The sequence below is a fragment of the Streptococcus sp. Marseille-Q8145 genome, assembly GCF_965112035.1.
The window spans coordinates 308310-331627 of the sequence record NZ_CBCOPQ010000002.1 but is presented as its reverse complement, the minus strand read 5'-3'; the positions used below and the strand labels follow the sequence as shown (position 1 = coordinate 331627).

General features: G+C 37.4%; 26 protein-coding genes and 2 pseudogenes. All 28 read right to left on the bottom strand.

Going from position 1 to position 23318, the window contains the following annotated elements; all coding sequences use genetic code 11:
- Nucleotides 1-23: 23 nt before the first annotated feature.
- Nucleotides 24-3596, bottom strand: coding sequence for a DNA-directed RNA polymerase subunit beta (gene rpoB, locus ACWPVL_RS05115; protein ID WP_045498139.1), 3573 nt, complete (start codon nucleotides 3594-3596; stop codon nucleotides 24-26).
- 576 nt (nucleotides 3597-4172) lie between these two features.
- Nucleotides 4173-4688 carry a hypothetical protein gene (locus ACWPVL_RS05110; RefSeq protein ID WP_454387324.1) on the bottom strand — a complete coding sequence of 172 codons (516 nt, stop codon included), beginning with the start codon at nucleotides 4686-4688 and terminating at the stop codon, nucleotides 4173-4175.
- Between the two features lie 240 nt (nucleotides 4689-4928).
- Complete coding sequence (locus ACWPVL_RS05105) at nucleotides 4929-5417, bottom strand: hypothetical protein (protein ID WP_454387322.1); 489 nt, start codon at nucleotides 5415-5417, stop codon at nucleotides 4929-4931.
- Nucleotides 5418-5456: 39 nt separating this feature from the next.
- A complete protein-coding gene (locus tag ACWPVL_RS05100) occupies nucleotides 5457-6035 on the bottom strand; it encodes a hypothetical protein (protein ID WP_454387677.1) in 579 nt (192 codons plus the stop codon).
- 429 nt (nucleotides 6036-6464) lie between these two features.
- Entirely contained in the window at nucleotides 6465-6998 is a 534-nt protein-coding gene (locus ACWPVL_RS05095) for a hypothetical protein (protein ID WP_454387320.1), read from the bottom strand.
- 39 nt (nucleotides 6999-7037) lie between these two features.
- Nucleotides 7038-7703 (bottom strand): hypothetical protein, encoded by a 666-nt coding sequence (locus tag ACWPVL_RS05090; RefSeq protein ID WP_454387318.1) that lies wholly within the window; start codon nucleotides 7701-7703, stop codon nucleotides 7038-7040.
- 356 nt (nucleotides 7704-8059) lie between these two features.
- Nucleotides 8060-8590 carry a hypothetical protein gene (locus tag ACWPVL_RS05085; protein WP_061423422.1) on the bottom strand — a complete coding sequence of 177 codons (531 nt, stop codon included), beginning with the start codon at nucleotides 8588-8590 and terminating at the stop codon, nucleotides 8060-8062.
- A complete protein-coding gene (locus tag ACWPVL_RS05080) occupies nucleotides 8580-9014 on the bottom strand; it encodes a hypothetical protein (protein ID WP_454387316.1) in 435 nt (144 codons plus the stop codon). Before ACWPVL_RS05080 ends, ACWPVL_RS05085 begins: the two co-directional genes overlap by 11 nt.
- Nucleotides 9015-9284: 270 nt before the next feature.
- A pseudogene (locus ACWPVL_RS05075) lies at nucleotides 9285-9783 on the bottom strand (hypothetical protein).
- Complete coding sequence (locus tag ACWPVL_RS05070) at nucleotides 9780-9992, bottom strand: polymorphic toxin type 44 domain-containing protein (RefSeq protein WP_454387314.1); 213 nt, start codon at nucleotides 9990-9992, stop codon at nucleotides 9780-9782. The pseudogene ACWPVL_RS05075 and the gene ACWPVL_RS05070 overlap by 4 nt, the downstream one beginning before the upstream one ends.
- 118 nt (nucleotides 9993-10110) lie before the next feature.
- Complete coding sequence (locus ACWPVL_RS05065; protein ID WP_454387312.1) at nucleotides 10111-10644, bottom strand: thiol-disulfide isomerase; 534 nt, start codon at nucleotides 10642-10644, stop codon at nucleotides 10111-10113.
- Nucleotides 10645-10695: 51 nt separating this feature from the next.
- The gene (locus ACWPVL_RS05060; RefSeq protein ID WP_454387310.1) at nucleotides 10696-11325 is read right to left on the bottom strand and encodes a hypothetical protein; all 630 of its coding nucleotides are present in this window, start codon (nucleotides 11323-11325) and stop codon (nucleotides 10696-10698) included.
- Nucleotides 11326-11334: 9 nt separating this feature from the next.
- On the bottom strand, nucleotides 11335-12204 hold the full coding sequence (locus ACWPVL_RS05055) for a hypothetical protein (RefSeq protein WP_454387308.1): 870 nt from the start codon (nucleotides 12202-12204) through the stop codon (nucleotides 11335-11337).
- A complete protein-coding gene (locus tag ACWPVL_RS05050; protein ID WP_454387306.1) occupies nucleotides 12201-12806 on the bottom strand; it encodes a hypothetical protein in 606 nt (201 codons plus the stop codon). Before ACWPVL_RS05050 ends, ACWPVL_RS05055 begins: the two co-directional genes overlap by 4 nt.
- 98 nt (nucleotides 12807-12904) lie before the next feature.
- Nucleotides 12905-13531 (bottom strand): TipC family immunity protein, encoded by a 627-nt coding sequence (locus ACWPVL_RS05045; RefSeq protein WP_223331033.1) that lies wholly within the window; start codon nucleotides 13529-13531, stop codon nucleotides 12905-12907.
- Between the two features lie 4 nt (nucleotides 13532-13535).
- Nucleotides 13536-14939 carry an ATP-binding protein gene (locus ACWPVL_RS05040; protein WP_454387304.1) on the bottom strand — a complete coding sequence of 468 codons (1404 nt, stop codon included), beginning with the start codon at nucleotides 14937-14939 and terminating at the stop codon, nucleotides 13536-13538.
- Nucleotides 14940-15012: 73 nt separating this feature from the next.
- The gene (locus ACWPVL_RS05035; protein WP_454387302.1) at nucleotides 15013-15534 is read right to left on the bottom strand and encodes a hypothetical protein; all 522 of its coding nucleotides are present in this window, start codon (nucleotides 15532-15534) and stop codon (nucleotides 15013-15015) included.
- A 1-nt stretch (nucleotide 15535) separates the two neighbouring features.
- Nucleotides 15536-16018, bottom strand: coding sequence for a polymorphic toxin type 44 domain-containing protein (locus ACWPVL_RS05030; RefSeq protein WP_454387675.1), 483 nt, complete (start codon nucleotides 16016-16018; stop codon nucleotides 15536-15538).
- Nucleotides 16019-16516: 498 nt separating this feature from the next.
- Nucleotides 16517-17062, bottom strand: a pseudogene (locus tag ACWPVL_RS05025) (virulence protein); the annotation flags it as partial.
- 24 nt (nucleotides 17063-17086) lie between these two features.
- Entirely contained in the window at nucleotides 17087-17614 is a 528-nt protein-coding gene (locus ACWPVL_RS05020; protein ID WP_454387300.1) for a thiol-disulfide isomerase, read from the bottom strand.
- Nucleotides 17601-18782 carry an ATP-binding protein gene (locus ACWPVL_RS05015; protein WP_454387298.1) on the bottom strand — a complete coding sequence of 394 codons (1182 nt, stop codon included), beginning with the start codon at nucleotides 18780-18782 and terminating at the stop codon, nucleotides 17601-17603. The genes ACWPVL_RS05020 and ACWPVL_RS05015 overlap by 14 nt, the downstream gene beginning before the upstream one ends.
- A gap of 181 nt (nucleotides 18783-18963) precedes the next feature.
- Nucleotides 18964-19494, bottom strand: coding sequence for a hypothetical protein (locus ACWPVL_RS05010; RefSeq protein ID WP_454387296.1), 531 nt, complete (start codon nucleotides 19492-19494; stop codon nucleotides 18964-18966).
- A gap of 39 nt (nucleotides 19495-19533) precedes the next feature.
- Nucleotides 19534-20166: a hypothetical protein gene (locus ACWPVL_RS05005; RefSeq protein ID WP_454387294.1), complete on the bottom strand. Its 633-nt coding sequence runs from the start codon at nucleotides 20164-20166 to the stop codon at nucleotides 19534-19536.
- Between the two features lie 116 nt (nucleotides 20167-20282).
- The gene (locus ACWPVL_RS05000; RefSeq protein ID WP_454387292.1) at nucleotides 20283-20465 is read right to left on the bottom strand and encodes a hypothetical protein; all 183 of its coding nucleotides are present in this window, start codon (nucleotides 20463-20465) and stop codon (nucleotides 20283-20285) included.
- A 73-nt stretch (nucleotides 20466-20538) separates the two neighbouring features.
- Nucleotides 20539-21027, bottom strand: a complete 489-nt coding sequence (locus tag ACWPVL_RS04995) for a hypothetical protein (RefSeq protein WP_454387290.1) — start codon at nucleotides 21025-21027, stop codon at nucleotides 20539-20541.
- Nucleotides 21024-22655, bottom strand: coding sequence for a polymorphic toxin type 44 domain-containing protein (locus tag ACWPVL_RS04990; RefSeq protein ID WP_454387288.1), 1632 nt, complete (start codon nucleotides 22653-22655; stop codon nucleotides 21024-21026). The genes ACWPVL_RS04995 and ACWPVL_RS04990 overlap by 4 nt, the downstream gene beginning before the upstream one ends.
- The gene (locus ACWPVL_RS04985; RefSeq protein ID WP_297664730.1) at nucleotides 22646-23005 is read right to left on the bottom strand and encodes a hypothetical protein; all 360 of its coding nucleotides are present in this window, start codon (nucleotides 23003-23005) and stop codon (nucleotides 22646-22648) included. Before ACWPVL_RS04985 ends, ACWPVL_RS04990 begins: the two co-directional genes overlap by 10 nt.
- Nucleotides 23005-23280, bottom strand: a complete 276-nt coding sequence (locus tag ACWPVL_RS04980; protein ID WP_125388026.1) for a TIGR04197 family type VII secretion effector — start codon at nucleotides 23278-23280, stop codon at nucleotides 23005-23007. Before ACWPVL_RS04980 ends, ACWPVL_RS04985 begins: the two co-directional genes overlap by 1 nt.
- Between the last annotated feature and the right edge of the window lie 38 nt (nucleotides 23281-23318).

Sequence of the window (23318 nt, the reverse complement as noted above, 5' to 3'; positions counted from 1 at the left end):
TTATTTATCTAATCAGCGACGAATTATTTTTCTTCATTTCCTTCAGCATCAAAAGCTGCTTTAGCTTCTTGAGCCTGTTTTTGACGTGCTTTTTCCAGATCGTCCACATGGATCACATCTTCATCCATGTCTTCATCCAAGTCACGAAGTTCCACTTCTTGGTCATCTTCGTCAAGGACACGCATGTCAAGACCAAGAGATTGCAATTCTTTCACAAGAACTCGGAAGGATTCTGGCACACCTGGTTTTGGAATTGGTTTCCCTTTGGTAATCGCTTCATAAGCTTTCAAACGTCCGTTGATATCGTCAGACTTGTAAGTCAAGATTTCTTGAAGTACGTTTGACGCACCGTAAGCCTCTAGGGCCCAAACTTCCATTTCCCCGAAACGTTGTCCACCAAACTGAGCTTTACCTCCGAGTGGCTGTTGGGTAACGGTTGAGTATGGACCAACTGAACGGGCATGGAGCTTATCGTCAACCATGTGGTGGAGCTTGATCATGTACATGACACCGACAGAAACGCGGTTATCAAATGGCTCACCAGTACGTCCATCATAAAGAATTGTCTTAGCATCGCTATCCATACCAGCTTCACGAACTGTAGACCAGAGGTCTTCTGAGCTTGCTCCGTCAAAGACCGGTGTCGCAATGTGGATGCCCAAGTTACGAGCTGCCATACCAAGGTGGAGTTCCATAACCTGACCGATATTCATACGTGATGGCACCCCAAGTGGGTTCAACATGATATCAACTGGGGTTCCGTCTGGCAAGTATGGCATGTCTTCCACAGGAACGATACGGGATACAACCCCTTTGTTTCCGTGACGTCCGGCCATCTTGTCTCCGACTTTAATCTTCCGTTTTTGAGCGATGTAGACGCGAACCAGCATATTAACACCTGATTGCAATTCATCTCCATTTGCACGAGTAAAGATCTTCACATCGCGAACGACACCATCGGCACCGTGAGGTACACGAAGAGAAGTGTCACGTACTTCACGAGACTTATCACCAAAGATAGCGTGCAAGAGACGTTCTTCAGCTGAAAGGTCTTTTTCACCTTTAGGTGTGACTTTACCTACAAGGATGTCGCCTTCCTTAACTTCCGCACCGATACGGATAATACCCATTTCGTCAAGGTCTTTAAGGGCATCTTCACCGACGTTCGGAATTTCACGAGTGATTTCTTCAGGCCCAAGCTTTGTATCACGTGTTTCTGATTCGTATTCTTCGAGGTGGACAGATGTATAAACATCATCTTTCACCAAGCGTTCGCTCATGATAACGGCATCCTCGAAGTTGTAACCTTCCCATGTCATGTAGGCAACGATTGGGTTTTGTCCCAGAGCCATTTCTCCATTTTCCATAGAAGGTCCGTCAGCGATAAAGTCGCCTTTTTCAACGACATCGCCAACTTTAACGAGAGTGCGTTGGTTGTAGGCAGTACCTGAGTTAGAACGACGGAATTTTTGGATGTGGTAGACATCCAATGAACCATCTTCGCGACGAACTTCTACCTTATCCGCATCCGCATAGGTAACCTTACCATCATACTGAGCAATAACCGCTGCACCAGAATCGTGGGCTGCTTGGTATTCCATACCAGTACCGACATAAGGCGCTTTTGGATCGATCAAAGGCACAGCCTGACGCTGCATGTTGGCACCCATGAGGGCACGGTTGGAGTCATCGTTTTCCAAGAAAGGAATACATGCAGTCGCAACGGCAACTACCTGCTTAGGTGATACATCCATGTAGTCTACTTGGTCTGAAGGGAATTCTTGGTTATTACCTTGGTGGCGTCCCATAACGATAGGCTCTGCAAAGCCACCTTTTTCATTCAGCTTAGAGTTAGCCTGCGCTACGATAAATTCATCTTCCTCATCAGCTGTTAGCCAAACGATTTCGTTGGTTACAACACCAGCTTCACGATCTACCTTACGGTAAGGCGTTTGAATAAAGCCATATTTGTTAAGGTGCCCGTAAGAAGACAGGTTATTGATCAAACCGATGTTTGGTCCTTCAGGCGTTTCAATCGGACACATACGACCATAGTGAGTATAGTGCACGTCCCGCACTTCATAACCAGCGCGGTCACGTGTCAAACCACCAGGTCCTAAGGCAGACAGACGACGCTTGTGAGAAAGCTCAGACAGCGGATTGTGTTGGTCCATGAACTGAGACAACTGTGAAGAACCAAAGAATTCTTTAATAGCTGCAGTCACTGGACGAATGTTGATGATTTGTTGTGGAGTCAGCACTTCATTGTCCTGAACGCTCATCCGTTCGCGAACATTACGCTCCATCCGAGAAAGTCCGAGACGAACTTGGTTAGCCAAAAGCTCACCAACCGCACGAATACGACGGTTCCCCAAGTGGTCAATATCATCCACGCGACCGATACCTTCTGCCAAGTTAAGGAAATAGCTCATTTCAGCCAAAATATCAGCTGGTGTTACAGTCCGAACCTTGTCAGATGGATTGGCATTACCGATGATCGTCACAACACGATCTGGATCGCTTGGTGCGACAACCTTGAACTTCTGCAATTCTACAGGCTCTGTCAAGACAGCTGAGTCGTTTGGAATATAAGTGATCTTGTTCAAACCATTGTCCAATTGCTCTGCAATGCTGTCAATCACACTGCGAGTCATGACTGTACCAGCTTCGACTAGAATTTCACCTGTTTCAGCATCTACTAAGTGCTCTGCCAATGTTTGATTGAGCAGGCGGTTCTTGATGTTGAGCTTCTTGTTAATCTTGTAACGACCAACGGCAGCCAAGTCATAGCGATGTGGATCAAAGAAACGAGCCACAAGCAAGCTACGTGAGCTTTCAGCCGTTTTAGGCTCACCTGGACGAAGGCGCTCGTAGATTTCTTTCAGAGCTTCATCTGTACGAGAGTCCATTGGATTCTTGTGAATATCTTTTTCGATGGTGTTGCGCACCAAGTCGCTGTCACCAAAGATGTCTAAGATCTCATCATCACCTGAGAAACCAAGCGCACGAACCAAAGTAGTAAATGGAATTTTACGCGTCCGGTCAATACGAGTATAGGCAATGTCTTTTGAGTCTGTTTCTAGCTCCAACCAAGCTCCGCGGTTAGGAATAACGGTTGAGCCGTAGCCAACTTTACCGTTTTTGTCAACCTTATCGTTGAAGTAAACACCTGGTGAACGCACCAACTGGGATACGATAATCCGTTCACCACCGTTGATGATGAAGGTTCCCATTTCAGTCATGATTGGGAAGTCACCAAAGAAGACTTCCTGTGTCTTGATTTCACCAGTTTCCTTGTTAATCAAACGGAAAGTCACAAAGATTGGCGCTGAGTAGCTAGCATCGTGGATACGAGCTTCTTCCAGCGTGTATTTAGGCTCACGGATTTCATATCCGACAAATTCCAGTTCCATGGTGTCGGTAAAGTTTGAAATAGGAAGCACATCCTCGAAGACTTCTTTCAAACCATGGTCCAAGAAATCTTTAAACGAGTCTGTTTGAATTTCAATCAAGTTTGGTAAATCAAGAACTTCTTTAATTCTTGAAAAACTACGACGGGTCCGATGTTTCCCGTATTGAACGTCATGTCCTGCCAAGTTTCTAACTCCTTTTTTATAAAGTACAGAGGGAGGAATCGGAGAGAATTGAGATTTTCTGATTATTAAAATAATAACCATTTGCCTCTCATATCATACTCTTCTTCACTCTTACCAAGGGGAAACCCCTTCTACGCCATTGACTCTCGTCAAAATAGCTACAATCAGTCCTTTTTGCTAAGTTTTTAGAATCTTTAAGTTTGCGTTACAAATCTTAGAATTCTGAAAAATAGACACAAAAAGAGCAGCTAAATCTGACTTATAAAAAGTTTGATTTAACTGCTGCAAGCTTTAATCGGACAATATTTCAATTAAAGCACACGACAAATTATTGATACTATTATACCATATTTATGTAAAAATTCAAGTAGTTTTATCTAATTTCCAGGACACTTTCATCTTTAATCTTGAAATAGAAGCATGTTTATTTTAAGTCGCTCTCATCCACTTCCTCGTCGTCATGAACATGTTAACCCTGGATTTTGATGTATCCTTCATGTTTCCTATCCAATTCTTCCCAGAGTGGCTCATCATCAGCCTTCCGAATCTTTATTTATGATTCTTTTATTATATTTCCTATTTAGAAGCTAGCTGCTGTTCCATTTTTTCAAAGAACTGATTCAATTCTGTTTGAACCTGATGTAGTAGCTCTTTTTCTTGAGTCTTATCTATTTCAATTTTTTTCCTAATAGCATCCTTATCTATATAAGTATATCTTGAATAAGTCAATTTTAATTCTTTATCCACGAAAAAACCTGCATCTATTTCTTTACCATCAATTGTAGTAGAAAAATGAATCAGAAGCTCACTGTCTTCCAAACTAGTCGGTGGGCGTACATCCAAGTTTAATTTACCAGGTATTTTAAGTTCATTTATTCCCCATCGGCGAATCACCGGGTCATCCGGAATTCCATAGCCAGCATCTCGGATAATATCCTCGTTATTACCTGCGAGAATACTTGCCAGTAGTTCAATTTTATTGGCAGAAGAAAAATCTGGTTCAGGTTTATCATCAGGGCCAAAGAGCAACCAAATGACAAAAGCAGTTATTATCAAAAGTAGGATGCTTATTATTTTTTTACGTACCGACATTTTTATCTTCTCCTTGCTTCAAATAATCATAAAAATCTTCTTTTGATTTTTTATGCTCATCCGTATCTGGTTTCCATAAGAAATCCCATCTTTTCCCGTGCTTGATAAATTGTTCACCTGCTGTACAGGCTTCTTACATGAGTTCTCCAGAGGCTAGAGTAGCTATCAGGTAGTCACGTTCTTTTGGCAGGCGATCTGTTACTTGATTGCTAATTTATAAGTTGTCGCTAATATTTTATCTTACTTGTCTGCCACCTGAGCTTCAAACTGAACTGGTTTATCATCTACATTGGTGATGGTGATGGTGTAAAGTTTGTTATTCGTGACATCAAAAACTTTTTCTCCCTGATAATTAACAACAATCCCATCTTTTACTAAATGAATACCTTTTTGATTGTTGGGTAACTCTTCATTATCATTTTCTGAATAGTTTCGTTTAAAGAGTTTTTGCTCTTCAACCCCATAAAAAATGTCCCCATTTACCTCAAACCAAACTCCTGAACCTGATAATTTAAGCTTATTATTATCATTTTTCTTCAAAATTAACACTGAATAGTATTCAACATCTTGTGTCCGAGGTTTAACTTTCAGGCTAATAGACTGACCAGATTGAAGGGTATACTTCCCAAGATTTTGTGCCCATAAATAAAAGAGAAAAGCAGATACCAGAACTCCAACAAGTAATAAACTACAACCTAAATTCCAATCCCATTGTTTTTTCAAGGTCATTTGTGAATCTCCTTATAGACCCCATATCGTATTAGGAGTCTATCCATTCTGCAATATTTCATCTTCTTTCCGTTTTCTCCGCTGACCCGACCACCTGATACATAGCAACAATACTATCAGACGAAGAAGCAAATAGACCAAACGAAGGATTCTCATCTTACCAAGAGCAGATAAGAAGGCCTCCCTTGCATGCCCTATCTCATGAGTTAATTCCTCAACAGTCTTACCTGTCTTTTGTTCTACAATAGCTGCATTCTTTGATATTAGATAGTATCTAGTGTCTAATGTCGAAAAATTTGATTTGGACAATGCCCCGTCTAAAGGAAATGAAATCGCATAATTTTCCTTATTAGGAATCTGATTGTATTCAGCGGAGACCTGATCATCATATTTATTAGGGTAACAGGTCATTTTTATATTTTCATAGTCTAGATGCATAATGCCATCCAAAATGTTACTAGTCCATTCTTCCGCATAGTGGTATAGCTTCGCCTTTCTATCTACTATTGGCCAAACCATAACGTACCGACTATGCATGAATTCCTTGGTCAGAGCCGAGTTGCTAGCCAGACTAGTCGCACCAATCTCATATAAAGACCAAACAAGCACAATGAGCATCAAGAAAGCTTGAGTAGGTTTGTTTTTAAAATAGTTTTTCTTTTTTTTTTTAACATTTTACTCTCCGATAGAGGGATTGGGTTTGTCTAAATCCTTTTGGAAATGTTGGATAGCATTCATGAAATTTTCGAAGGTTGATGATTGTTCACTAGAATGAGAAGAAACGTATAATTTATAAGTTTCTTCTCATTTCTTCATTCTCTTTAATTTGTGATTCAATTTGCGACTCTACACTAGAAAGAATCACCAGAGACTCCATGTGAGAAACGATATTAAATGTAGCAATAGACTTCACCCGCTCTAAGAATGATTCCTTAGCTTCAATAGCCTTTTTGATAGAGGCTAGAGTAGCTATTAGGTAGTCACGCTCTTTTAGGCAGGCGGTCTGTAACTTGATTGCTAATTCTAAGTTGTTGCCAATGTTCTACCTTACTTATCCACCACTTGAGCTTCAAATTTAGCCGGTTTATTGTCTACATTGGTGATGGTGATAGTGTAGGGTTTGTTATTCGTGACATCAAAAACTTTTTCTCCTTGATACTGAATAATTAAATTTGATTTTTCTATATAAATATCAGCTAAATCACTATTTTCCACATAAGATTCAGTCAATTCTCCCGACTCATCTCTGACCCATTTGAACACATTTTGCTTACTTAAATCATAATGCAACTCACTACCACTTACAGACCAATACTCTCTGCCATTTAACTCTAGTTTATTTTTATCAGTTTTCTTTAGAATTAACTCTGAATAATATTCCACATCCTGTATCCGAGGTTTGACCGTTAGGCTGATCGACTGTCCAGGTTGTAGGGTATATTTACCGTAATTTAAAATTGCCTGAACGTACCAGACAACAAACAGACTATACAGCAGGCCAATAATAATCCTTGAACGCCTACTTTTAAAACGGCGCAAAAGGAATAATAGAGAAGCAATAAAAATTACTGAAGTTATCATTCTTTATTTTCCTTATAGATTCCGTATCGTTTCAAGACTCTATCCATTCTGTAGGATTTCATCTTCTTTCCGTTTTCTGTGCTGACCAGACCACCTGATACATAGTAACAGTACTATCATACGAAGAAGCAAATAGACCAAACGAAGGATTCTCATCTTACCAAGAGCAGATAAGAAGTTTTTCCTTGCATGTCTCACTTCTTGACCTAACTGTTCAATCGTTTTGCCTGTTTCCTCTTTAATAACAGCTGCATTCTTTGAAATCAAATAATAATTTTGCTCTAAACTAGTAGTATAGGCTCTGGATATTGGTTCATCTAAGAAAAAATATACTCTATCAGCATACTTATCTTCAGACAGAGCATAGTATATTTCAACTTCACTATCCCATTTTCTAGGAAAACTAGTTATTCTAATATTTTCATAGTCTAGATGCATAATGCCATCCAAAATGTTACTAGTCCATTCTTCCGCATAGTGGTATAGATTTGCCTTTCTATCTACCATTGGCCAAACCATAACGTACCGACTATGCATAAATTCCTTGGTCAAGACCGAGTTACTAGCCAGACTGGTCGCACCAATCTCATATACTGACCAAACAAGCACAATGAGCATTAAATACGATTGGGCAGGTTTTGTTTTGAAATATTTCTGAAGTAACCTAACCTTGGTATCAGTTTCCCTATTCTGTTTTCCAAACATCTTTAAATTTTACTTCTCCCCAATTCTGTACACTAAAGCGAAACGAATAATCGTTTTTTCTTCATCCAATCACCTCATTTCTTCCAATTCTTGATTGACTGCTTCAATATTTAGAATGAAATTATAGCTACTTGGCGAATCTTTTGTAGATATTCTACACTCCGATTTTCAGTAGGTTATTCAAAATGAGATTGCATTCCCACCTCCTCAACTTATTTTATCTAGTAGTAATTTTGTAAAAATTTTTGTTTAGTCTCTTCTATCGATTTATAGTCTACAATTTTTCTTGCGCGAGTGCACTCGCCTCGTTCCGTATCTGAATAATACTCATTAACGCATCAATATACGATAGATTTTTATTTTTCATTTGGGTACATGGATTGGTAAATATCTTTGAGCATAGCTTTTGCCTCTGCTCTCACCTCATCTGCTATCTTATTTGTAGTCTCATCATCAACTTCAATTCTTTCTTGTGACGTGCTATCTATTTTCATATAGCCCACGTATTCCAATTCTAGTTCATTATTAAATTGAAAAGTTGATGTCACATTAGGAGTGGTACCTATCTTTTTAACTGTAATCATAGTTACTCCATCGTCTGGAGATATAATGGTTACTGGTTGACCTCCTTTGGTCTCTATGCTGGAAATACGTTCCATCATTTTTACATTGTAGTCATCTATGGAATAACCGGCTTTTCTGACTGCATTCACATAGCGAGTGGAATTCATCAAGATATCTAGTTGTTCATAAATTGTTTTTTGTTCATAAGCACGCTTAAAAGCGTCATATTGATAACGCTCATAAGCAAAATAGGAAGGAATAAGGATCAGAAGTAAGGACAAAACAATAGTCAGGTATTTATAGCGTTTGAATTTAACGAACATTTGTAGCAGCCCCTCTTTCTAAATAGTCAAAAAAGGCCTCCTGATTCTTCTTTTGTTCCTCCTCTGACTGACCACGAGTTATAAACATATGGCCTCCTGTACTACCATCTGTTACAATGTAATGAACAATATCTTTACCGACTTTGATATCTCCACACCCCATATTTTTATAAAACTCTTCAACACGGTTAATCTTATTAGATCCAATTCCCTGATTATAGTCTGCTTGTATTTTAAAAATATCTTTTTGATTCGCGGTTTTCATTAGCTCATAGCTATTGATTGAATCCAAATCTGAGTTAAAGTCAGTATCACCATAACGGCCAGAGTCCACATCTCCCTTGAAGGAAATTTCATATTTTTCCATGGGATAAGGCAGTGAGGCTGTGCTACCTGGGATATTGATTCTGGCAGTATTTCCCACCTCACTTATAGCATGAGCAATTGAGTAAAGATTCAAGTCACAGCTTTGTTCAGTAAATGCTGCAAACTGAATTGCTTCATGGGCATAATCTTTAACTGCATGTGAGAAACGATATTAAATGTAGCAATAGACTTCATCCGCTCTAAGAATGATTCTTTAGCTTCAATAGCCTTTTTGATAGAGGCTAGAGTAGCTATTTAATAGTCACAGTCTTTGGGCGGTCGGTCTGTTACTTGATTGCTAATTCTAAGTTGTTGTCAATGTTCTACTTTACCTATCCACCACTTGAGCTTCAAAGCGCGCTGGTTTGTCGTCCACATTGGTAATGGTAATCGTGTAGGGGGTTTCTTCCGTCACCCCAAATACTTCCTTTATTTCCCCTTGAGCCACTATTCCATCACTCTCTAAATAGATACTTTTACTCTTATCATTCGGTAAGTCTTTGCGCTCTGTTCCATCTTTAGAAATAATAATCTCAGTTATTGACTGCTTCTCAACATTATAAACCGTATTACTTCCTTTCATCCCCCAGCCTTTTCGGCCCGATAATTTTAATTTAGCATCATCTTTTTTTTTCTAAAATCAATTCCGAATTATATTCAACCTGATCCGTATTTGGAGACACTCTTAATTCAACGCTTTGACCTGGTTGCAGAGTGTACTTACCAATATTTTTTGCCCATAAATATAGTCCAAAAATGCTAGTTGCTAGGATTAATATTAGCAAGCCACAACCTAATTTCCAGATTTTTTTCTTCCTATAGGTCATTTGTAATTCTCCCTATAATCATTAATACCATCTTGAATTGTCTTAGCATCTCCTGGATTATCTCCATAATTTCCATTAATAACGTTCTCTAAATATTTCAAAGGATTCTTATCTGACCATCCCTGAGCCATTCCTGCACCAACTTTCAAATATGTATCACTAGATTCTAAATAACCTTTACCAACATAGCCAAAAAGATAATTTCCCAAATAATCAGGCTTCTTCCCTTCTTTCCACTAGCGGCCCCAAATTGAGAAAGGATAGTCTTCTCTGTATGCTCGGTTTTTTAAGTATAGGGGGTTATTGGTATTTAACTCTTCTACAAAACTAACCATACAAGATTTGATACATCTTTTTAATGAAGCTATTAATCTCACTTTGAACAATTTTCAACAAGCGGGCTTCTTCAGATTGTGAGATAGAAACTATTTCTCTTTTCCCGTTACCATTTTCCTGAGAATAGCTAGAATAAAGTAAATTCAGATTTTCATCTAAAACGAAAGCTACATGTGTTTGTTTTTCATTAACCTGTGTGATGAAAAATAACTGAAAATCCTTAGCTTGCTTTTGAGGAGGACTAATTTTCAAATGTATATCTCCTTCTATTTCCAGTGGATAAATAACCCCTTCTAACCGAATGGCTCCATCTGGCGGAATGGTAAAGCCTGCTTTGCGAATATCAGGTGCGTACTTCTCTGATTCTAGCAAACGATGAAGAACTTCAATTCTTTCATTTTTTTCAAAAGCTTCTTTTAAAGCACTAGATTGTTGGAAATGATTGTAAGTAAAATATAAAGGAATCGCTAATAGGAACAAGGACAATACAATCAACCACTTAAACTGTTTTACTTTATCTGACATTCGCCTTTCCTCTATCAACACTCTCTTTCAAATAGGTGGGATTATAAATTCTCACTCATCTTCCTCATCATCATAAACTGGTTCACCATGGATTTTTATGTATTCTTCATTCCTGCGGTCGTCTTCTTCCCAAACCGGGTCTCTTACATCGTCCATAAACGGAATTTCTTCCAAACTCAGCTCATTAGCCTCTTCATAACTCATCGAAAGGATATCCTCATGCCGTTTTTTAAATTCCTCCACACTTAACCAGCTCTCTTTATCATCTTCGCTAATCTGACCATCAATAGCAGTCGCAATTTCAATGGCCATAATATACATAGCTCGTTTATCAACAGTGAGAAGGTCAAAGTGGGTAGAAGCTAAACGTAGACAGTCTCCTTTTTCTCGATAGTCTGTTGCTGGATTGTCTTCAAAATCTAATTCAAGATTTTCATATACATGACTCCCAAATTTATTGATAATCCCTTCTTTCAACTGAACATTATTCCATCTATTATCATGCATCCACTTATTCAATTTCAAGTGAATAGTTGGGTCTGTTTTAAATGGGCGAGTATTCCCAAAATAAGAAATATCTACTGTCTTCCCATCTTTAGTATCAAACCACATTCTCTTCGCTAGTTCTAAATAATCAAACGGAATTTCTTTGGTGTAATCACCTTTAATATATAATTTCATATTTTACTCCTACGTTCTCAAGAATTCAGCAGCTCTCAAGATAAATCTAACTAATTGATTTTTCTCATAATTTGACAATTTTTTCAATTTGGATATTGAATCAAGCCAATTTCTAGCGCTTTGAGCATCCGTTATTTGGGTATAAGGAATATCCTCATTCAATGTATATCCAGCTTTCCCACTTCCAGATTGAACCTGAATTTTACCACTGTTTGGTTCTGCATCCACACGAATATTCCCTTTTCTACTTCCAATCTTTCCTTCAACAGTCCCAAAAGTCTTACTCGTCGGTTTATTTGCCTGCCAGCTATCGTAGTTGCTAGAATAATCAACTTGAATTTCGCCATTTTGTAAGGCTGTCTTTGTGATAGCTGATAAGCTAGTTACTGCTCCACTAGCTATCAGTACATTCCCATATTGTACCCCTGATACAGATGCTGCGGTACCAGCTACGATGCTTGTCCCTGCTGTTGGCGGACCAGCTATGATACTCAAGGCTTCAAGGGCGCCACTTGCAAAGTAAACTCCCAATCCAGAGAATATTTGAGCTACTCCACTCCAAAATTCGGCTGAATTTGCTTCAAAGTTTTGTGCTTTTAGTTCATCAAACTTTTTGTTAACCAAATGAGTATAATCATCATCATATTTCCCATTTTTTGAAACGACATAGCCTTGTTCCAAGGGATGAATGTCAATGATATTCCCTGTCTCGTCAATCTTAAGAGTGTGATTGTAGTCGTCGATTATTTTATCCCATTCGGACTTGTCGTGACCTTTTAAGCGCTTCTTTAATTCGGCACGATAGTAGACATCTCCATCGTCCGATAGCATCATATCCCTAGAAGCTTTATTGAAGTTCAGAACCCCTGCGAATTTCAATACCTCCTTAAATGATAATATATTTTCCACCCTAAAAGAAAGAGAATGACAGCTAACGAACAGAACACTATTTGCTGGAACAAATGCTCTAGAACAGTTTTTTTCATTTGTTCTACAACCGCATATAATCGCTTTTTAGCTTTCTCCGAACGTTGTTCCCAAACGGTCACTGAAGAACCTGTGTTACTTTCAATCACAGCTTGATTTTCACTTGCTAATTTCAAATATCTCCCAGCATGATACAACCGCTTTTCCCCATTTAACCAACTAATTTCAACACTCTTGTCTCCTTGTAATCGATTATTGTAACTGATGGATACCGCTTGATTCTCAGAAGAAATCTTACTTTCAATTTGATTATAGTCATCCACCACATAGATAAGGCCGATGTTCTTTCCATTTTCTTTTGAGGACACTAGATGAATATGCTTATCAAGAGCATGCCAATCCTGATCATTTTTATCTTGAATCAATTGAACCATACTACTATTCACATCCATCTTAGAAAATGAATAATATTGATAGATTGGCTTAACGATGAACAATACAATATAAAAAAAGAAAAATAGGGAAAAAAGGATATACTTACTTTTATTTCTCATTTACTTCTCCAAAGTGACTTCTTTTTTTACAAAATGTTCTTAAGAACTCTGTCATAGCAAGCTGCCTTTATAAAACTATTACCTCGTCGTTCCGTTTGTTATTCGGTTCTCCATATATCCTTAACTGTCACTTCTCCCCAATTATCTGGGCTAAAACGACTAGAGTAGATAGTGGTCCAGTCTTTAAGGACTTTATTACGGAGTACATTATCTGCTTCCTTGCGAATCTCATCGACAGTCTTTCCATGCTCCACTAGAAAGGCTTCTATTTGAGATTGCTGAAAATATCCTGTACTCTCATCATCATAGTACCACATAAACCGTTCTAATTGCTGATTGTTTACATCGTACTGGTAATCTACATTTATGGTTGTCTCTGTATCTGGCAGTCTCAAACGCATTTCTATCCCAACTTTCGTCATCTCCTGAAATCCAAAATAAAAATAATAACCTAGAGAATGAATAGTGTTTGGTAAATTTACACTTTTATAATCAATAGAATGTTTATATAAATCTTGAGATCCATTATCGATAATTTTTAACCCTTTTAACTTATAAAAAGCTCGTCCTTTCCAGAGAAATGTATAATTGTGATAATCACTTTCTTCGTAGTATATTTCATCAAAAATATTATGAACTCTCTGATATTTATAATACTGAAAACCAGAGAAAGATAATAATAGAACCATTAACAATGAAAAAATTACAAATTTTTTCTTCCTCATCTAATCACCTCATCTCTGTCAATTCTTGATTACCTGTTTCAATATTTCGAATGAAATTATAAGTACTTGGGTAATTTTTTTGTAGGTAGGCCATACACTGTTCTTCATTAGGTAATTCAAAATGCGATTGCATTCCCGATTCTTCCACATATTTCATATTATCTGGTAGTAATTTTGTGAAAATTTTTTGTTTAATTTCTTCTACCGATTTATACTCTACAAATTTTTCTGCACGAGTGTATTCGCCTCGTTTCATTTCTGAGTAATACTCATTTGAAGCTTCAATATATGATATTTTTTTTCGTTTCATTTTTTGAGTGATATTTACCGCATCTAAGTCTGCTTTATAATCGTCATTTCCAAAACTAATATCATTACTATCAGTAAGTGTCGCATCACCTAACCAACCTGCAAAATCGTTAACATTCTCGTGTCCAAATTTTGTTAAATCACTTCCTCTAAGTCTATTATTTAAGTTCGATGCTGTAGTAATAGAGAAATGAGCAAAATCTCCTTTTCCATAAAAGGAAGAGTACTTTTCATTCCATTTTTCCTCGAACATCTCGTCGGTCAATTGAACACCATAGACTTTTTCATAAGTTGACTTATATTTTTTTCGTTCATCAACGTTCATACCAGCATAGTTTCTATATATTCCTGAGGAAATTTGACTTTGTAATCGAATATTATAACGTAACTTGGTTATTTGATTATCAGTTAATCCCAAATGTTTCAACAATGTTTTACCATCAAGTGGGAGGCCAGTTATATCCGAAGGTGTGCCAGCAACGTCCATCCAACTGACATCACTAATATATCCTTTAGCCTTATCTCCCATTGATTCACCATTCTCAAAGCCTTCTGAATATATAAAGCTCCCTAGTGTCACTAGCAAAAGTTGTTCCCGTTCCGTTTGAGATAAATACGGGAATTTTTCATCAATCAATGTGGATATTTCAGTAATCAATCCACTCATCTCTTTATCAAAGCCATACTGTTCAACTAGAAGATTTATAAATTTATCCGATTTATTCTCTTCTTTATAATCCAATGACTCAATCTTCACATCCTTCATCTTCTGTACCCAGCTCATGTCCACACCGTCCGCATAGTAGTTGCCATCGCTATCGACAATGATTTTACTTAGTTGCGTAGCTCCTTGAATAGCTAGACGAAGGACTTCTAGGCTATCACTGAAATATTGGGAGACTTGAGCGACAAAGAACTCCAGCTTTTCAATCTTCTCTTCCAATTCTTTGATTTGTGATTCAATTTGCGACTCTGCACTAGAAAGAATCACCAGAGATTCCATGTGAGAAACGATATTAAATGTAGCAATAGACTTCACCCGCTCTAAGAATGATTCTTTTGCTTCAATAGCCTTTTTGATAGAGGCTAGAGTAGCCATTTAATAGTCACGCTCTTTAGGCAGTCGGTCTGTAACTTGATTGCTAATTCTAAGTTGTTGCCAATGTTCCACCTTACCTATCCACCACTTGAGCCTCAAATTTGGCCGGTTTATTGTCTACATTAGTGATGGTGATGGAGTAAGGTTTGTTGTTTGTCACATCAAAAACTTTTTCTCCTTTATAACTAACAACAATCCCATCTTCTACTAAATGTATATCTTTTTGATTATTAGGAAGCTCATTCTTGTCTCCCTCGGTACTGCCTATCTTAATAATTTTCTTTTCACTTACCCCAAATAATACATCCCCAAATTTTTCAGACCAAACATTTGTACCTGATAATTTTATACTTCTATTATCTTTTTTATCTAAAATCAATTCCGAATTATATTCAACCTGATCCGTATTTGGAGACACTCTTAATTCAACGCTTTGACCTGGTTGCAGAGTATATTTGCCGTAGTTTAAAATTGCCTGAACGTACCAGACAACAAACAGACTATACAGCACGCCAATAATAATCCTTGAACGCCTACTTTTAAAACAGCGCAAAAGTAGGATTAAAGAAATGATAAATACTAATGAAGTGAACATGTTAGTTATTTCCTCCCTTATAAGCATCCGCGCCGTCTTGAATTGCAGCGGCATCACCAAAATTATCCCCATACTGACCTTGTAATAGACTCAGATCGTATTTTATATCTGCGCCTACTACAAAATATTTATCAAACTTCAAATAATCCGAGAATTGTTGTGCCTTTCCTGCACCATATTTTAAATAGTCATCGCTTGATTCTAGATATCCTTTTCCAACATAGCCAAAGAGGTAATTTCCCATGTAGTCTGATTTCATCCCTTCTTCCCATTGGCGACCCCAAACTGAAAATGGGTAATCATCTCGATAAACTCGGTTTTTAAGGTCAAGCGGCTGATTAGTATTGACTAAATCAATAAAGGTAGCATTATCCCCCAATTTTGTTCCAATTGGAGTAGAAAAATCTGTTACGCCATTGTCTCCTGGACTCTTCCAAAACTCTCTTCCTTTTTGGATTAATTCTGCTCTCTTCTCATCTTCCATTTTTTTAACATCTAAAACATCATCCCCAAGTTGCTGGGCTATTTCTTTTACATTAATTCTAGAGTTTGATAAAGAATCATTGAATTCCTTTTCAATTTTTTCTTTCTTCTTAATCATATTTGGATCCTTACTCGTCCAATCATCATCCATCGCCTTTCGTTTCTTCCAATACTCATCAAAAGCAGCTCTATTATTGTAAAACAGATAATCTTCATAAGCTTTGACAATTAGGTTTGCTTTTTCGGTCGAAGTTTTATCACTCTTTTTGATTTTCTCAACTTTTTCCTGTAGTTTCTCTAGATTAGCTCTGTTAGCTGCTTCTGTCGTCAGCTTGTTGGTGACAATTTCTGGTAACTGAACTTTTGGATAACGTCGAGCATAAGATTCTAGAGTTTCAAATTCCTTATCACTCAGCTCTTTGCCCTTTTCCAACTTGTCTAAAATACTTTGATACTCTTTATGCAAGTCTTTGGTTTTCTTAGAAGAATCATATTTTATGCTCTCAATCTTCTGCTCTTTCATCTTCTTGACCCAACTCATGTCCACACCGTCCGCATAGTAGTTGCCATCACTATCGACAATGATTTCACTTAGTTGTGTGGCTCCTTGAATAGCTAGACGAAGAACTTCTAGGCTATCGCTGAAATATTGGGAAACCTGTGAGACAAAAAATTCTAGTTTTTCAATCTTATCATCCAAATCCTGAATGCCCGACTCGATTTGAGACTTGGCATTGTAGAGGATGGTCTTCTCAGAGAAAGCTTTCCCCAAATTAAGTGTAAAGAGATCTTTGATTTGATTTAGTCAGTTCTCCCTCACTTGAATCTGAGCTTCTACGATAGCTAACTGCTCTTCCCTCAATTTTTTCAGTTCCTTAAGCTGGTCTAGGTCCAAATCACCATATCCAGAGACCTGAGCATCCGCATGTTTGTAGGAGGTCAACTCTAGTTGGATGTCGTCTATCGCTTCTTGGAGTTTTTTGATGCTGGGGATGATAATCTCTGTAAAGAGACCTTTGCCAGCTGTGTAGGCTACACCTGTCAGCTCACCTGAGTCTAATACAACAAACTATCCATACAAAGTCTGATACATCTTTTTCATGAAAGCCTCAAGCTCTTTTTGAACATTTTTTAATAGGCGCTCTTCTTCGGCTTGGGGGATAGTCACACTCTCATTTTTATTTTGATTATTAATATGCGAGTAATATCTACGTTTTATGGTTAATTGATTATCTAAAATATAGTAGGCATCTATTTTTTCCTCATTTACTGTTGTTTCAAAAAAAACAGCGACTTCATCCTTTCCTTGGTTTGAAATTTTCAAGTCTAAACTTCCTTTTATCTCTATATCTTCAATTCCTCCATCCAAGCGAATAGCACCATCGGGAGGAACGACATAGCCTGCTTTGCGGATGTCAGACGCATACTTTTCTGACGCCATTAAATGTTCTAAGACGGCTATGTTGTCCTTCTGTTCAAAGGAAGCTTTTAGTTGGCTACGTTCTTGGTAGCTTTGAACATGAAAATAAAAATTCATTCCAGCAACTAAGACCGTTACAGAACCAATCACGATTAGTATTTTTTTAAGTCCCGACATTTTTCTCATCCCCTCTGTCTAAGTAATTATAGAAGTCTTGTTTCCAACCTTCTTCTTTGTCATTAGGATTCCCAATAAAAATATTGAGGTCAAAACCATACTTAATAAAGTTGCCTCCTATTGTGTTATTTTCAACAAGAGTTTCAACCATTAGTTTACCGTTAGCTTTATCCCCATTTCCCATCACAGTATAGAATTCTTCAACACGATTTGTCTGGTTTGTTTGTATACTATGATTGTAATCTGCTTGAACTTTAAACACATCTTTTGTTTCTACATTTTTAGAAATCATTCTTTCGTAAGAAGTAATAGCATCTAAATCTGAATTAAAATCTGCATCATCATATCTCCCTGAATCAATGTCTCCTTTGAAGGAACTTTCATACTTTTCAGTATTTACAGAGAGATCTCCAATCCGAGTTGAATTTCCGATTGTGCTAATAATGTGGGCGATTAATCCCTTCCTGCCATCTAGCTTCGATAAGTCTCTATCACCCCAAGATAACTCAGTAAAACTAGCAATTTGAATAGCTTCATGCGCTAAGTCTTTATTATGTTTAGATTCGTACTGCTTAATAATCCCTTCTTTAAATATCTTTACCTCTCTTTCAGATAAAGAATACGTATTTATCAAAATATCATCTAAATCACTTGTATTTTTGGCATCAACAATGCCCGCAAGACCTCTCCAAGTTGCCCTTACCCCATAAACTGGAGATGCAACTAGTCTATTGTACTCATAAAGAACTTTTTCATTAGTCCATCCTTCTTGTTTTGTCTTTTTCAAAATTCCCTGCTGGAGCTTATAAAGTACGTTTGCCGTAGATTCATCTAGATTGTATGATGATACTAAATCATCCACAATTTTTTTCTTATCTTTTTCAGCCTGAGTAACTGAAATATCCTTATCAAGCTTATGCGACTCAATCTTCACATCCTTCATTTTCTGCACCCAGCTCATATCCAGACCGTCCGCATAGTAGTTGCCATCACTATCGACAATGATTTCACTTAGTTGTGTGGCTCCTTGGATAGCTAGACGAAGAACTTCTAGACTATCACTGAAATATTGAGAAACTCGAGCGACAAAGAACTCCAGCTTTTCAATCTTCTCTTCCAACTCTTTAATTTGTGTTTCAATTTGCGACTCTGCACTAGAAAGAATCACTAGAGACTCCATATGAGAAACGATATTAAATGTAGCAATAGACTTCACCCGCTCTAAGAATGATTCCTTAGCTTCAATAGCCTTTTTGACAGAGGCTAGAGTAGCCATTTAATAGTCACGCTCTTTAGGCAGTCGGTCTGTAACTTGATTGCTAATTCTAAGTTGTTGCCAGCGCTCTACCTTACCTATCCACCACTTGAGCCTCAAATTTGGCCGGTTTATTGTCTACATTGGTGATGGTGATGGTGTAGGAGGTTTCTTCCGTCACCCCAAATATTTCCTTTATTTCCCCTTGAACCACTATTCCATCACTCTCTAAATAGATACTTTTACTCTTATCATTCGGTAAGTCTTTGCGCTCTGTTCCATCTTTAGAAATAATAATATCAGTTATTGACTGCTTCTCAACATTATAAACCGTATTACTTCCTTTCATCCCCCAGCCTTTTCGGCCCGATAATTTTAATTTAGCGTCATCTTTTTTTTCTAAAATCAATTCCGAATGATACTCCAGCTGCTCTGTTTTAGAAAAAACTTTCAATTTAACACTTTGACCTGGTTGCAGAGTGTATTTACTGTAATTTAAAACCGCATAAACATACCATGCTGTAAACAAACCATAGAACAATCCAATGGCAATTCTTGAACGCCTGCTTTTAAAATAAAGCAAAAGTAACAATAGAGAAGCAATAAAAATTACTGAAGTTATCATTCTTTATTTTCCTTATAGATTCCGTATCGTTTCAAGACTCTATCCATTCTGTAAGATTTCGTTTTCTTTCTGTTTTCTCCGCTGACCAGACCACTTGATACATAGCAACAGTACTATCATACGAAGAAGCAAATAGAACAAACGAAGGATTTTCATCTTACCAAGAGCAGACAAGAAGTCCTCCCTTGCATACCCTATCTCATGGGTTAATTCCTCAATAGTCTTACCTGTCTTTTGCTCCACAATAGCTGCATTCTTTGATATTAGATAGTATCTAGTGTCTAATGTCGAAAAATTTGATTTGGACAACGACCCGTCTAAAGGAAATGAAATCGCATAATTTTCCTTATTAGGAATCTGATTGTATTCAGCGGAAACCTGATCATCATATTTACTAGGGTAACAGGTCATTTTTATATTTTCATAGTCTAGATGCATAATGCCATCCAAAATGTTACTAGTCCATTCTTCCGCATAGTGATATAGATTTGCCTTTCTATCTACTATTGACCAAACCATAACATACCGACTATGCATGAATTCCTTGGTCAAGGCCGAGTTGCTAGCTAAACTAGTCGCACCAATCTCATATAAAGACCAAACAAGCACAATGAGCATCAAGAAAGCTTGAGTAGGTTTGTTTTTAAAATAGTTTTTCATTTTTTTTAACATTTTACTCTCCGATAGAGGGATTGGATTTGTCTAAATCCTTTTGGAAATGTTGGATAGCATTCATGAAATTTTCGAAAGTTGATGATTGTTCACTAGAATGAGAAGAAACGTATAATTTATAAGTTTCTTCTAATTTCTTCATTCTCTTTAATTTGTGATTCAATTTGCGACTTTGCACTAGAAAGAATCACCAGAGACTCAATGTGAGAAACGATATTAAATGTAGCAATAGACTTCATGCGCTCTAAGAATGATTCTTTAGCCTCAATAGCCTTTTTGACAGAGGCTAGAGTAGCCATTTAATAGTCACGCTCTTTAGGCAGTCGGTCTGTTACTTGATTGCTAATTCTAAGTTGTTGCTAATATTTTATCTTACTTGTCTGCCACCTGAGCTTCAAACCGAACCGGTTTATCATCTACATTGGTGATGGTGATGGTGTAAGGTTTGTTATTCGTGACATCAAAAACTTTTTCTCCCTGATAATTTACAACAATCCCATCTTTTACTAAATGAATACCTTTTTGATTGTTGGGTAACTCTTCATCAACATCTTCTGAATGATGGCTTCGAACAAGTTTTTGCCCTTCAACATCATAAAAAATATCGCCATGCATCTCAAACCAAACTTTTTTACCTGATAATTTAAGCTTATTAGTATCATTTTTTTTCAAGATTAATTCTGAGTAGTATTCTACATCATGTGTCCGAGGATTTACTGTAAAGTTAGCCGACTCTCCTGGTTGCAGAGTATACTTACCAAGATTTTGTGCCCATAGATAAAATAGAAAACTAGCTGCTAGGACTACAACAAGTACTAAACTACAACCTAAATTCCAATTCGATTTTTTCGTCATGCTCATTTGTAACTCTCCTTATAGTCGTTAATTCCGTCTTGAATCATCTTAGCATCTCCTGGATTATCTCCATAATTTCCATTGATAACATTGTTTATATATTTTATAGCATCTTTATCAGACAGCCCTTGAGCTGCTCCGGCTCCTATTTTCAAGTACTCATCACTAGATTCTAAATAACCTTTACCAACATAGCCAAAAAGATAATTTCCAAGGTAATCAGACTCCATTCCTTCTTCCCATTGTCGACCCCAAATTGAAAAAGGGTAATCTTCTCTATAAACTCGATTTTTTAGGTCTAGGGGTTTATTAGAATTAACTAAATCTATAAATGTTCCATTATCTCCAATCTTATTTCCTATAGCAATCGAACTATCAATTCTTCCATTATCACCAGGGCTTTTCCATATACTTCTACCTCTCTGAATTAATTCACCCTTTTTTACATCCTCTAAATTTTTAACATCTAATACATCGTTTCCCATATTTTGCGTTACTACTTTTATATTAATTTTTGATGTTAACGATTTGTAAAATTCTTTTTCTATATCATTCATCTTATCCTGGATTATTGGATCTTCTTTTCCCCAATCATCACCCATCTTTTTTCTCTTCTTCCAATACTCCTCAAACGCTTCTCTATTATTATAAAACAGATAATCTTCATAAGCTTTAACGATTAGGTCTGCTTTTTCGGTAGAAATTTTATCACTCTTTTTGATTTTCTCAACCTTTTCCTGTAGTTTCTCTGGATTAGCTCTATTAGCAGCTTCTGTCTTCAGCTTGTTGGTGACAATTTCTGGTAACTGAACTTTCGGATAACGTCTAGCATAAGATTCTAGGATTTCAAATTCCTTATCACTCAGCTCTTTTCCCTTTTCCAACTTGTCTAAAATACTTTGATACTCTTTATGCAAGTCTTTGGTTTTCTTAGAAGAATCATATTTTATGCTCTCAATCTTCTGCTCTTTCATCTTCTTGACCCAGCTCATATCTACACCATCAACTGAGTAGTTTCCATCACTATCAACTAGGACTTGGCTTAGCTGGCTGGCTCCTTGGATAGCCAGACGGAGGACTTCTAGACTATCGCTGAAATATTGGGAGACTTGAGCGACAAAGAACTCCAGCTTTTCAATCTTCTCTTCCAATTCTTTAATTTGTGATTCAATTTGCGACTCTGCACTAGAAAGAATCACCAGAGATTCCATGTGAGAAACGATATTAAATGTAGCAATAGACTTCACCCGCTCTAAGAATGATTCCTTAGCTTCAATAGCCTTTTTGATAGAGGCTAGCTGTTTCTCTCTCAATTCTTTTGTCTTCTTCAGCTGATCCAGATCAAGGTTGCCATACTCTGATACCTGAGCATTGGCAACCCTATATGAATTTAACTCCGTTTGAATGTCGTCCACTGCAGCCTGTAGCTTCTTAATGGCAGGAATGATAATCTCTGAAAAAAGGCCCTTACCTGCTGTATAGGCTGCTCCCATGAGTTCTCCAGAGTCTAGGGCAGCTATTAGGTGGTCACACCCCTGAGACAATCGGTCTGTCACCTCATTGGCCACTTGAATATTATTAGCCATAGCCTCCATCAGCTGTGAGGACTCCGATGCACTGTATTTTACTCCCATGGTAAAGAGTTCCTTTCTTTCGTCAATCTTTCTCGATTTTCATCTAATTTTTGCCGAACTTTCCTTGTTTGTTTGGAAACATTGTCCAACTCTTGCTCTACGTAGCTGTCAATTGTTTGTTGCAAGGCTTGGTTTTCTTCCCATATTTTACGATTGGTATGACTTGTCTCTGATACGGGATCTATCAAGTTTTCTATTTGGGCATTTATCGTCCAGATATCTGCACGAAAATCCATTACCTTCTCTTCGTAACGTTTTTTGATAACTAAAAGATCTTCTTCTTGATTCTCAAGCTGGATGATTTGCTTATATAATTGTTCACGTTTTTCTTGATTTTTATCTTTTATCATCAGTTGCTCCAACGCTGTGCCTGCTCTATATCGCGTTTTTCAATTTTTGCAGCAATTTCTGGAAATTTATTAGCCTGAGTTAGGACGGCCGAACTGAAGTCACTGACAGCCTGCAACATTTGATTGCAAGCTTGACGACCAGCTTCCATTCCAGCAATATCACTTGTATAACCAAATTCAACTTGATTGTTCCTGAAGGCTGAAGTATCCACTCCTACTAATTCACTAATTGCGGAACTTGCTGCGATAGTATCTGAAGAAATCTTCCCTGACATCTAGTATTCCCTACCTTTCGTTCTAATTGTTAGGCAAT

Excerpts from the sequence above, each read along its gene's own strand:
- ACWPVL_RS05030 (WP_454387675.1), bottom strand. The coding sequence starts at position 16,018 with ATGGAAGATGAGAAGAGAGCAGAATTAATCCAAAAAGGAAGAGAGTTT.
- ACWPVL_RS05105 (WP_454387322.1), bottom strand. The coding sequence starts at position 5,417 with ATGACCTTGAAAAAACAATGGGATTGGAATTTAGGTTGTAGTTTATTA.
- ACWPVL_RS04990 (WP_454387288.1), bottom strand. The coding sequence starts at position 22,655 with ATGGGAGTAAAATACAGTGCATCGGAGTCCTCACAGCTGATGGAGGCT.
- ACWPVL_RS04985 (WP_297664730.1), bottom strand. The coding sequence starts at position 23,005 with ATGATAAAAGATAAAAATCAAGAAAAACGTGAACAATTATATAAGCAA.
- ACWPVL_RS05090 (WP_454387318.1), bottom strand. The coding sequence starts at position 7,703 with ATGTTTGGAAAACAGAATAGGGAAACTGATACCAAGGTTAGGTTACTT.
- ACWPVL_RS05045 (WP_223331033.1), bottom strand. The coding sequence starts at position 13,531 with ATGAGGAAGAAAAAATTTGTAATTTTTTCATTGTTAATGGTTCTATTA.
- ACWPVL_RS05035 (WP_454387302.1), bottom strand. The coding sequence starts at position 15,534 with ATGTTCACTTCATTAGTATTTATCATTTCTTTAATCCTACTTTTGCGC.
- ACWPVL_RS04995 (WP_454387290.1), bottom strand. The coding sequence starts at position 21,027 with ATGAGCATGACGAAAAAATCGAATTGGAATTTAGGTTGTAGTTTAGTA.
- ACWPVL_RS05020 (WP_454387300.1), bottom strand. The coding sequence starts at position 17,614 with ATGTCGGGACTTAAAAAAATACTAATCGTGATTGGTTCTGTAACGGTC.
- ACWPVL_RS05000 (WP_454387292.1), bottom strand. The coding sequence starts at position 20,465 with ATGGCTACTCTAGCCTCTGTCAAAAAGGCTATTGAGGCTAAAGAATCA.
- ACWPVL_RS05050 (WP_454387306.1), bottom strand. The coding sequence starts at position 12,806 with ATGAGAAATAAAAGTAAGTATATCCTTTTTTCCCTATTTTTCTTTTTT.
- ACWPVL_RS05085 (WP_061423422.1), bottom strand. The coding sequence starts at position 8,590 with ATGTTCGTTAAATTCAAACGCTATAAATACCTGACTATTGTTTTGTCC.
- ACWPVL_RS05005 (WP_454387294.1), bottom strand. The coding sequence starts at position 20,166 with ATGTTAAAAAAAATGAAAAACTATTTTAAAAACAAACCTACTCAAGCT.
- ACWPVL_RS05060 (WP_454387310.1), bottom strand. The coding sequence starts at position 11,325 with ATGAAATTATATATTAAAGGTGATTACACCAAAGAAATTCCGTTTGAT.
- ACWPVL_RS05110 (WP_454387324.1), bottom strand. The coding sequence starts at position 4,688 with ATGTCGGTACGTAAAAAAATAATAAGCATCCTACTTTTGATAATAACT.
- ACWPVL_RS05095 (WP_454387320.1), bottom strand. The coding sequence starts at position 6,998 with ATGATAACTTCAGTAATTTTTATTGCTTCTCTATTATTCCTTTTGCGC.
- ACWPVL_RS05010 (WP_454387296.1), bottom strand. The coding sequence starts at position 19,494 with ATGATAACTTCAGTAATTTTTATTGCTTCTCTATTGTTACTTTTGCTT.
- ACWPVL_RS05065 (WP_454387312.1), bottom strand. The coding sequence starts at position 10,644 with ATGTCAGATAAAGTAAAACAGTTTAAGTGGTTGATTGTATTGTCCTTG.
- ACWPVL_RS04980 (WP_125388026.1), bottom strand. The coding sequence starts at position 23,280 with ATGTCAGGGAAGATTTCTTCAGATACTATCGCAGCAAGTTCCGCAATT.
- ACWPVL_RS05040 (WP_454387304.1), bottom strand. The coding sequence starts at position 14,939 with ATGGCTACTCTAGCCTCTATCAAAAAGGCTATTGAAGCAAAAGAATCA.
- ACWPVL_RS05100 (WP_454387677.1), bottom strand. The coding sequence starts at position 6,035 with ATGCTCATTGTGCTTGTTTGGTCTTTATATGAGATTGGTGCGACTAGT.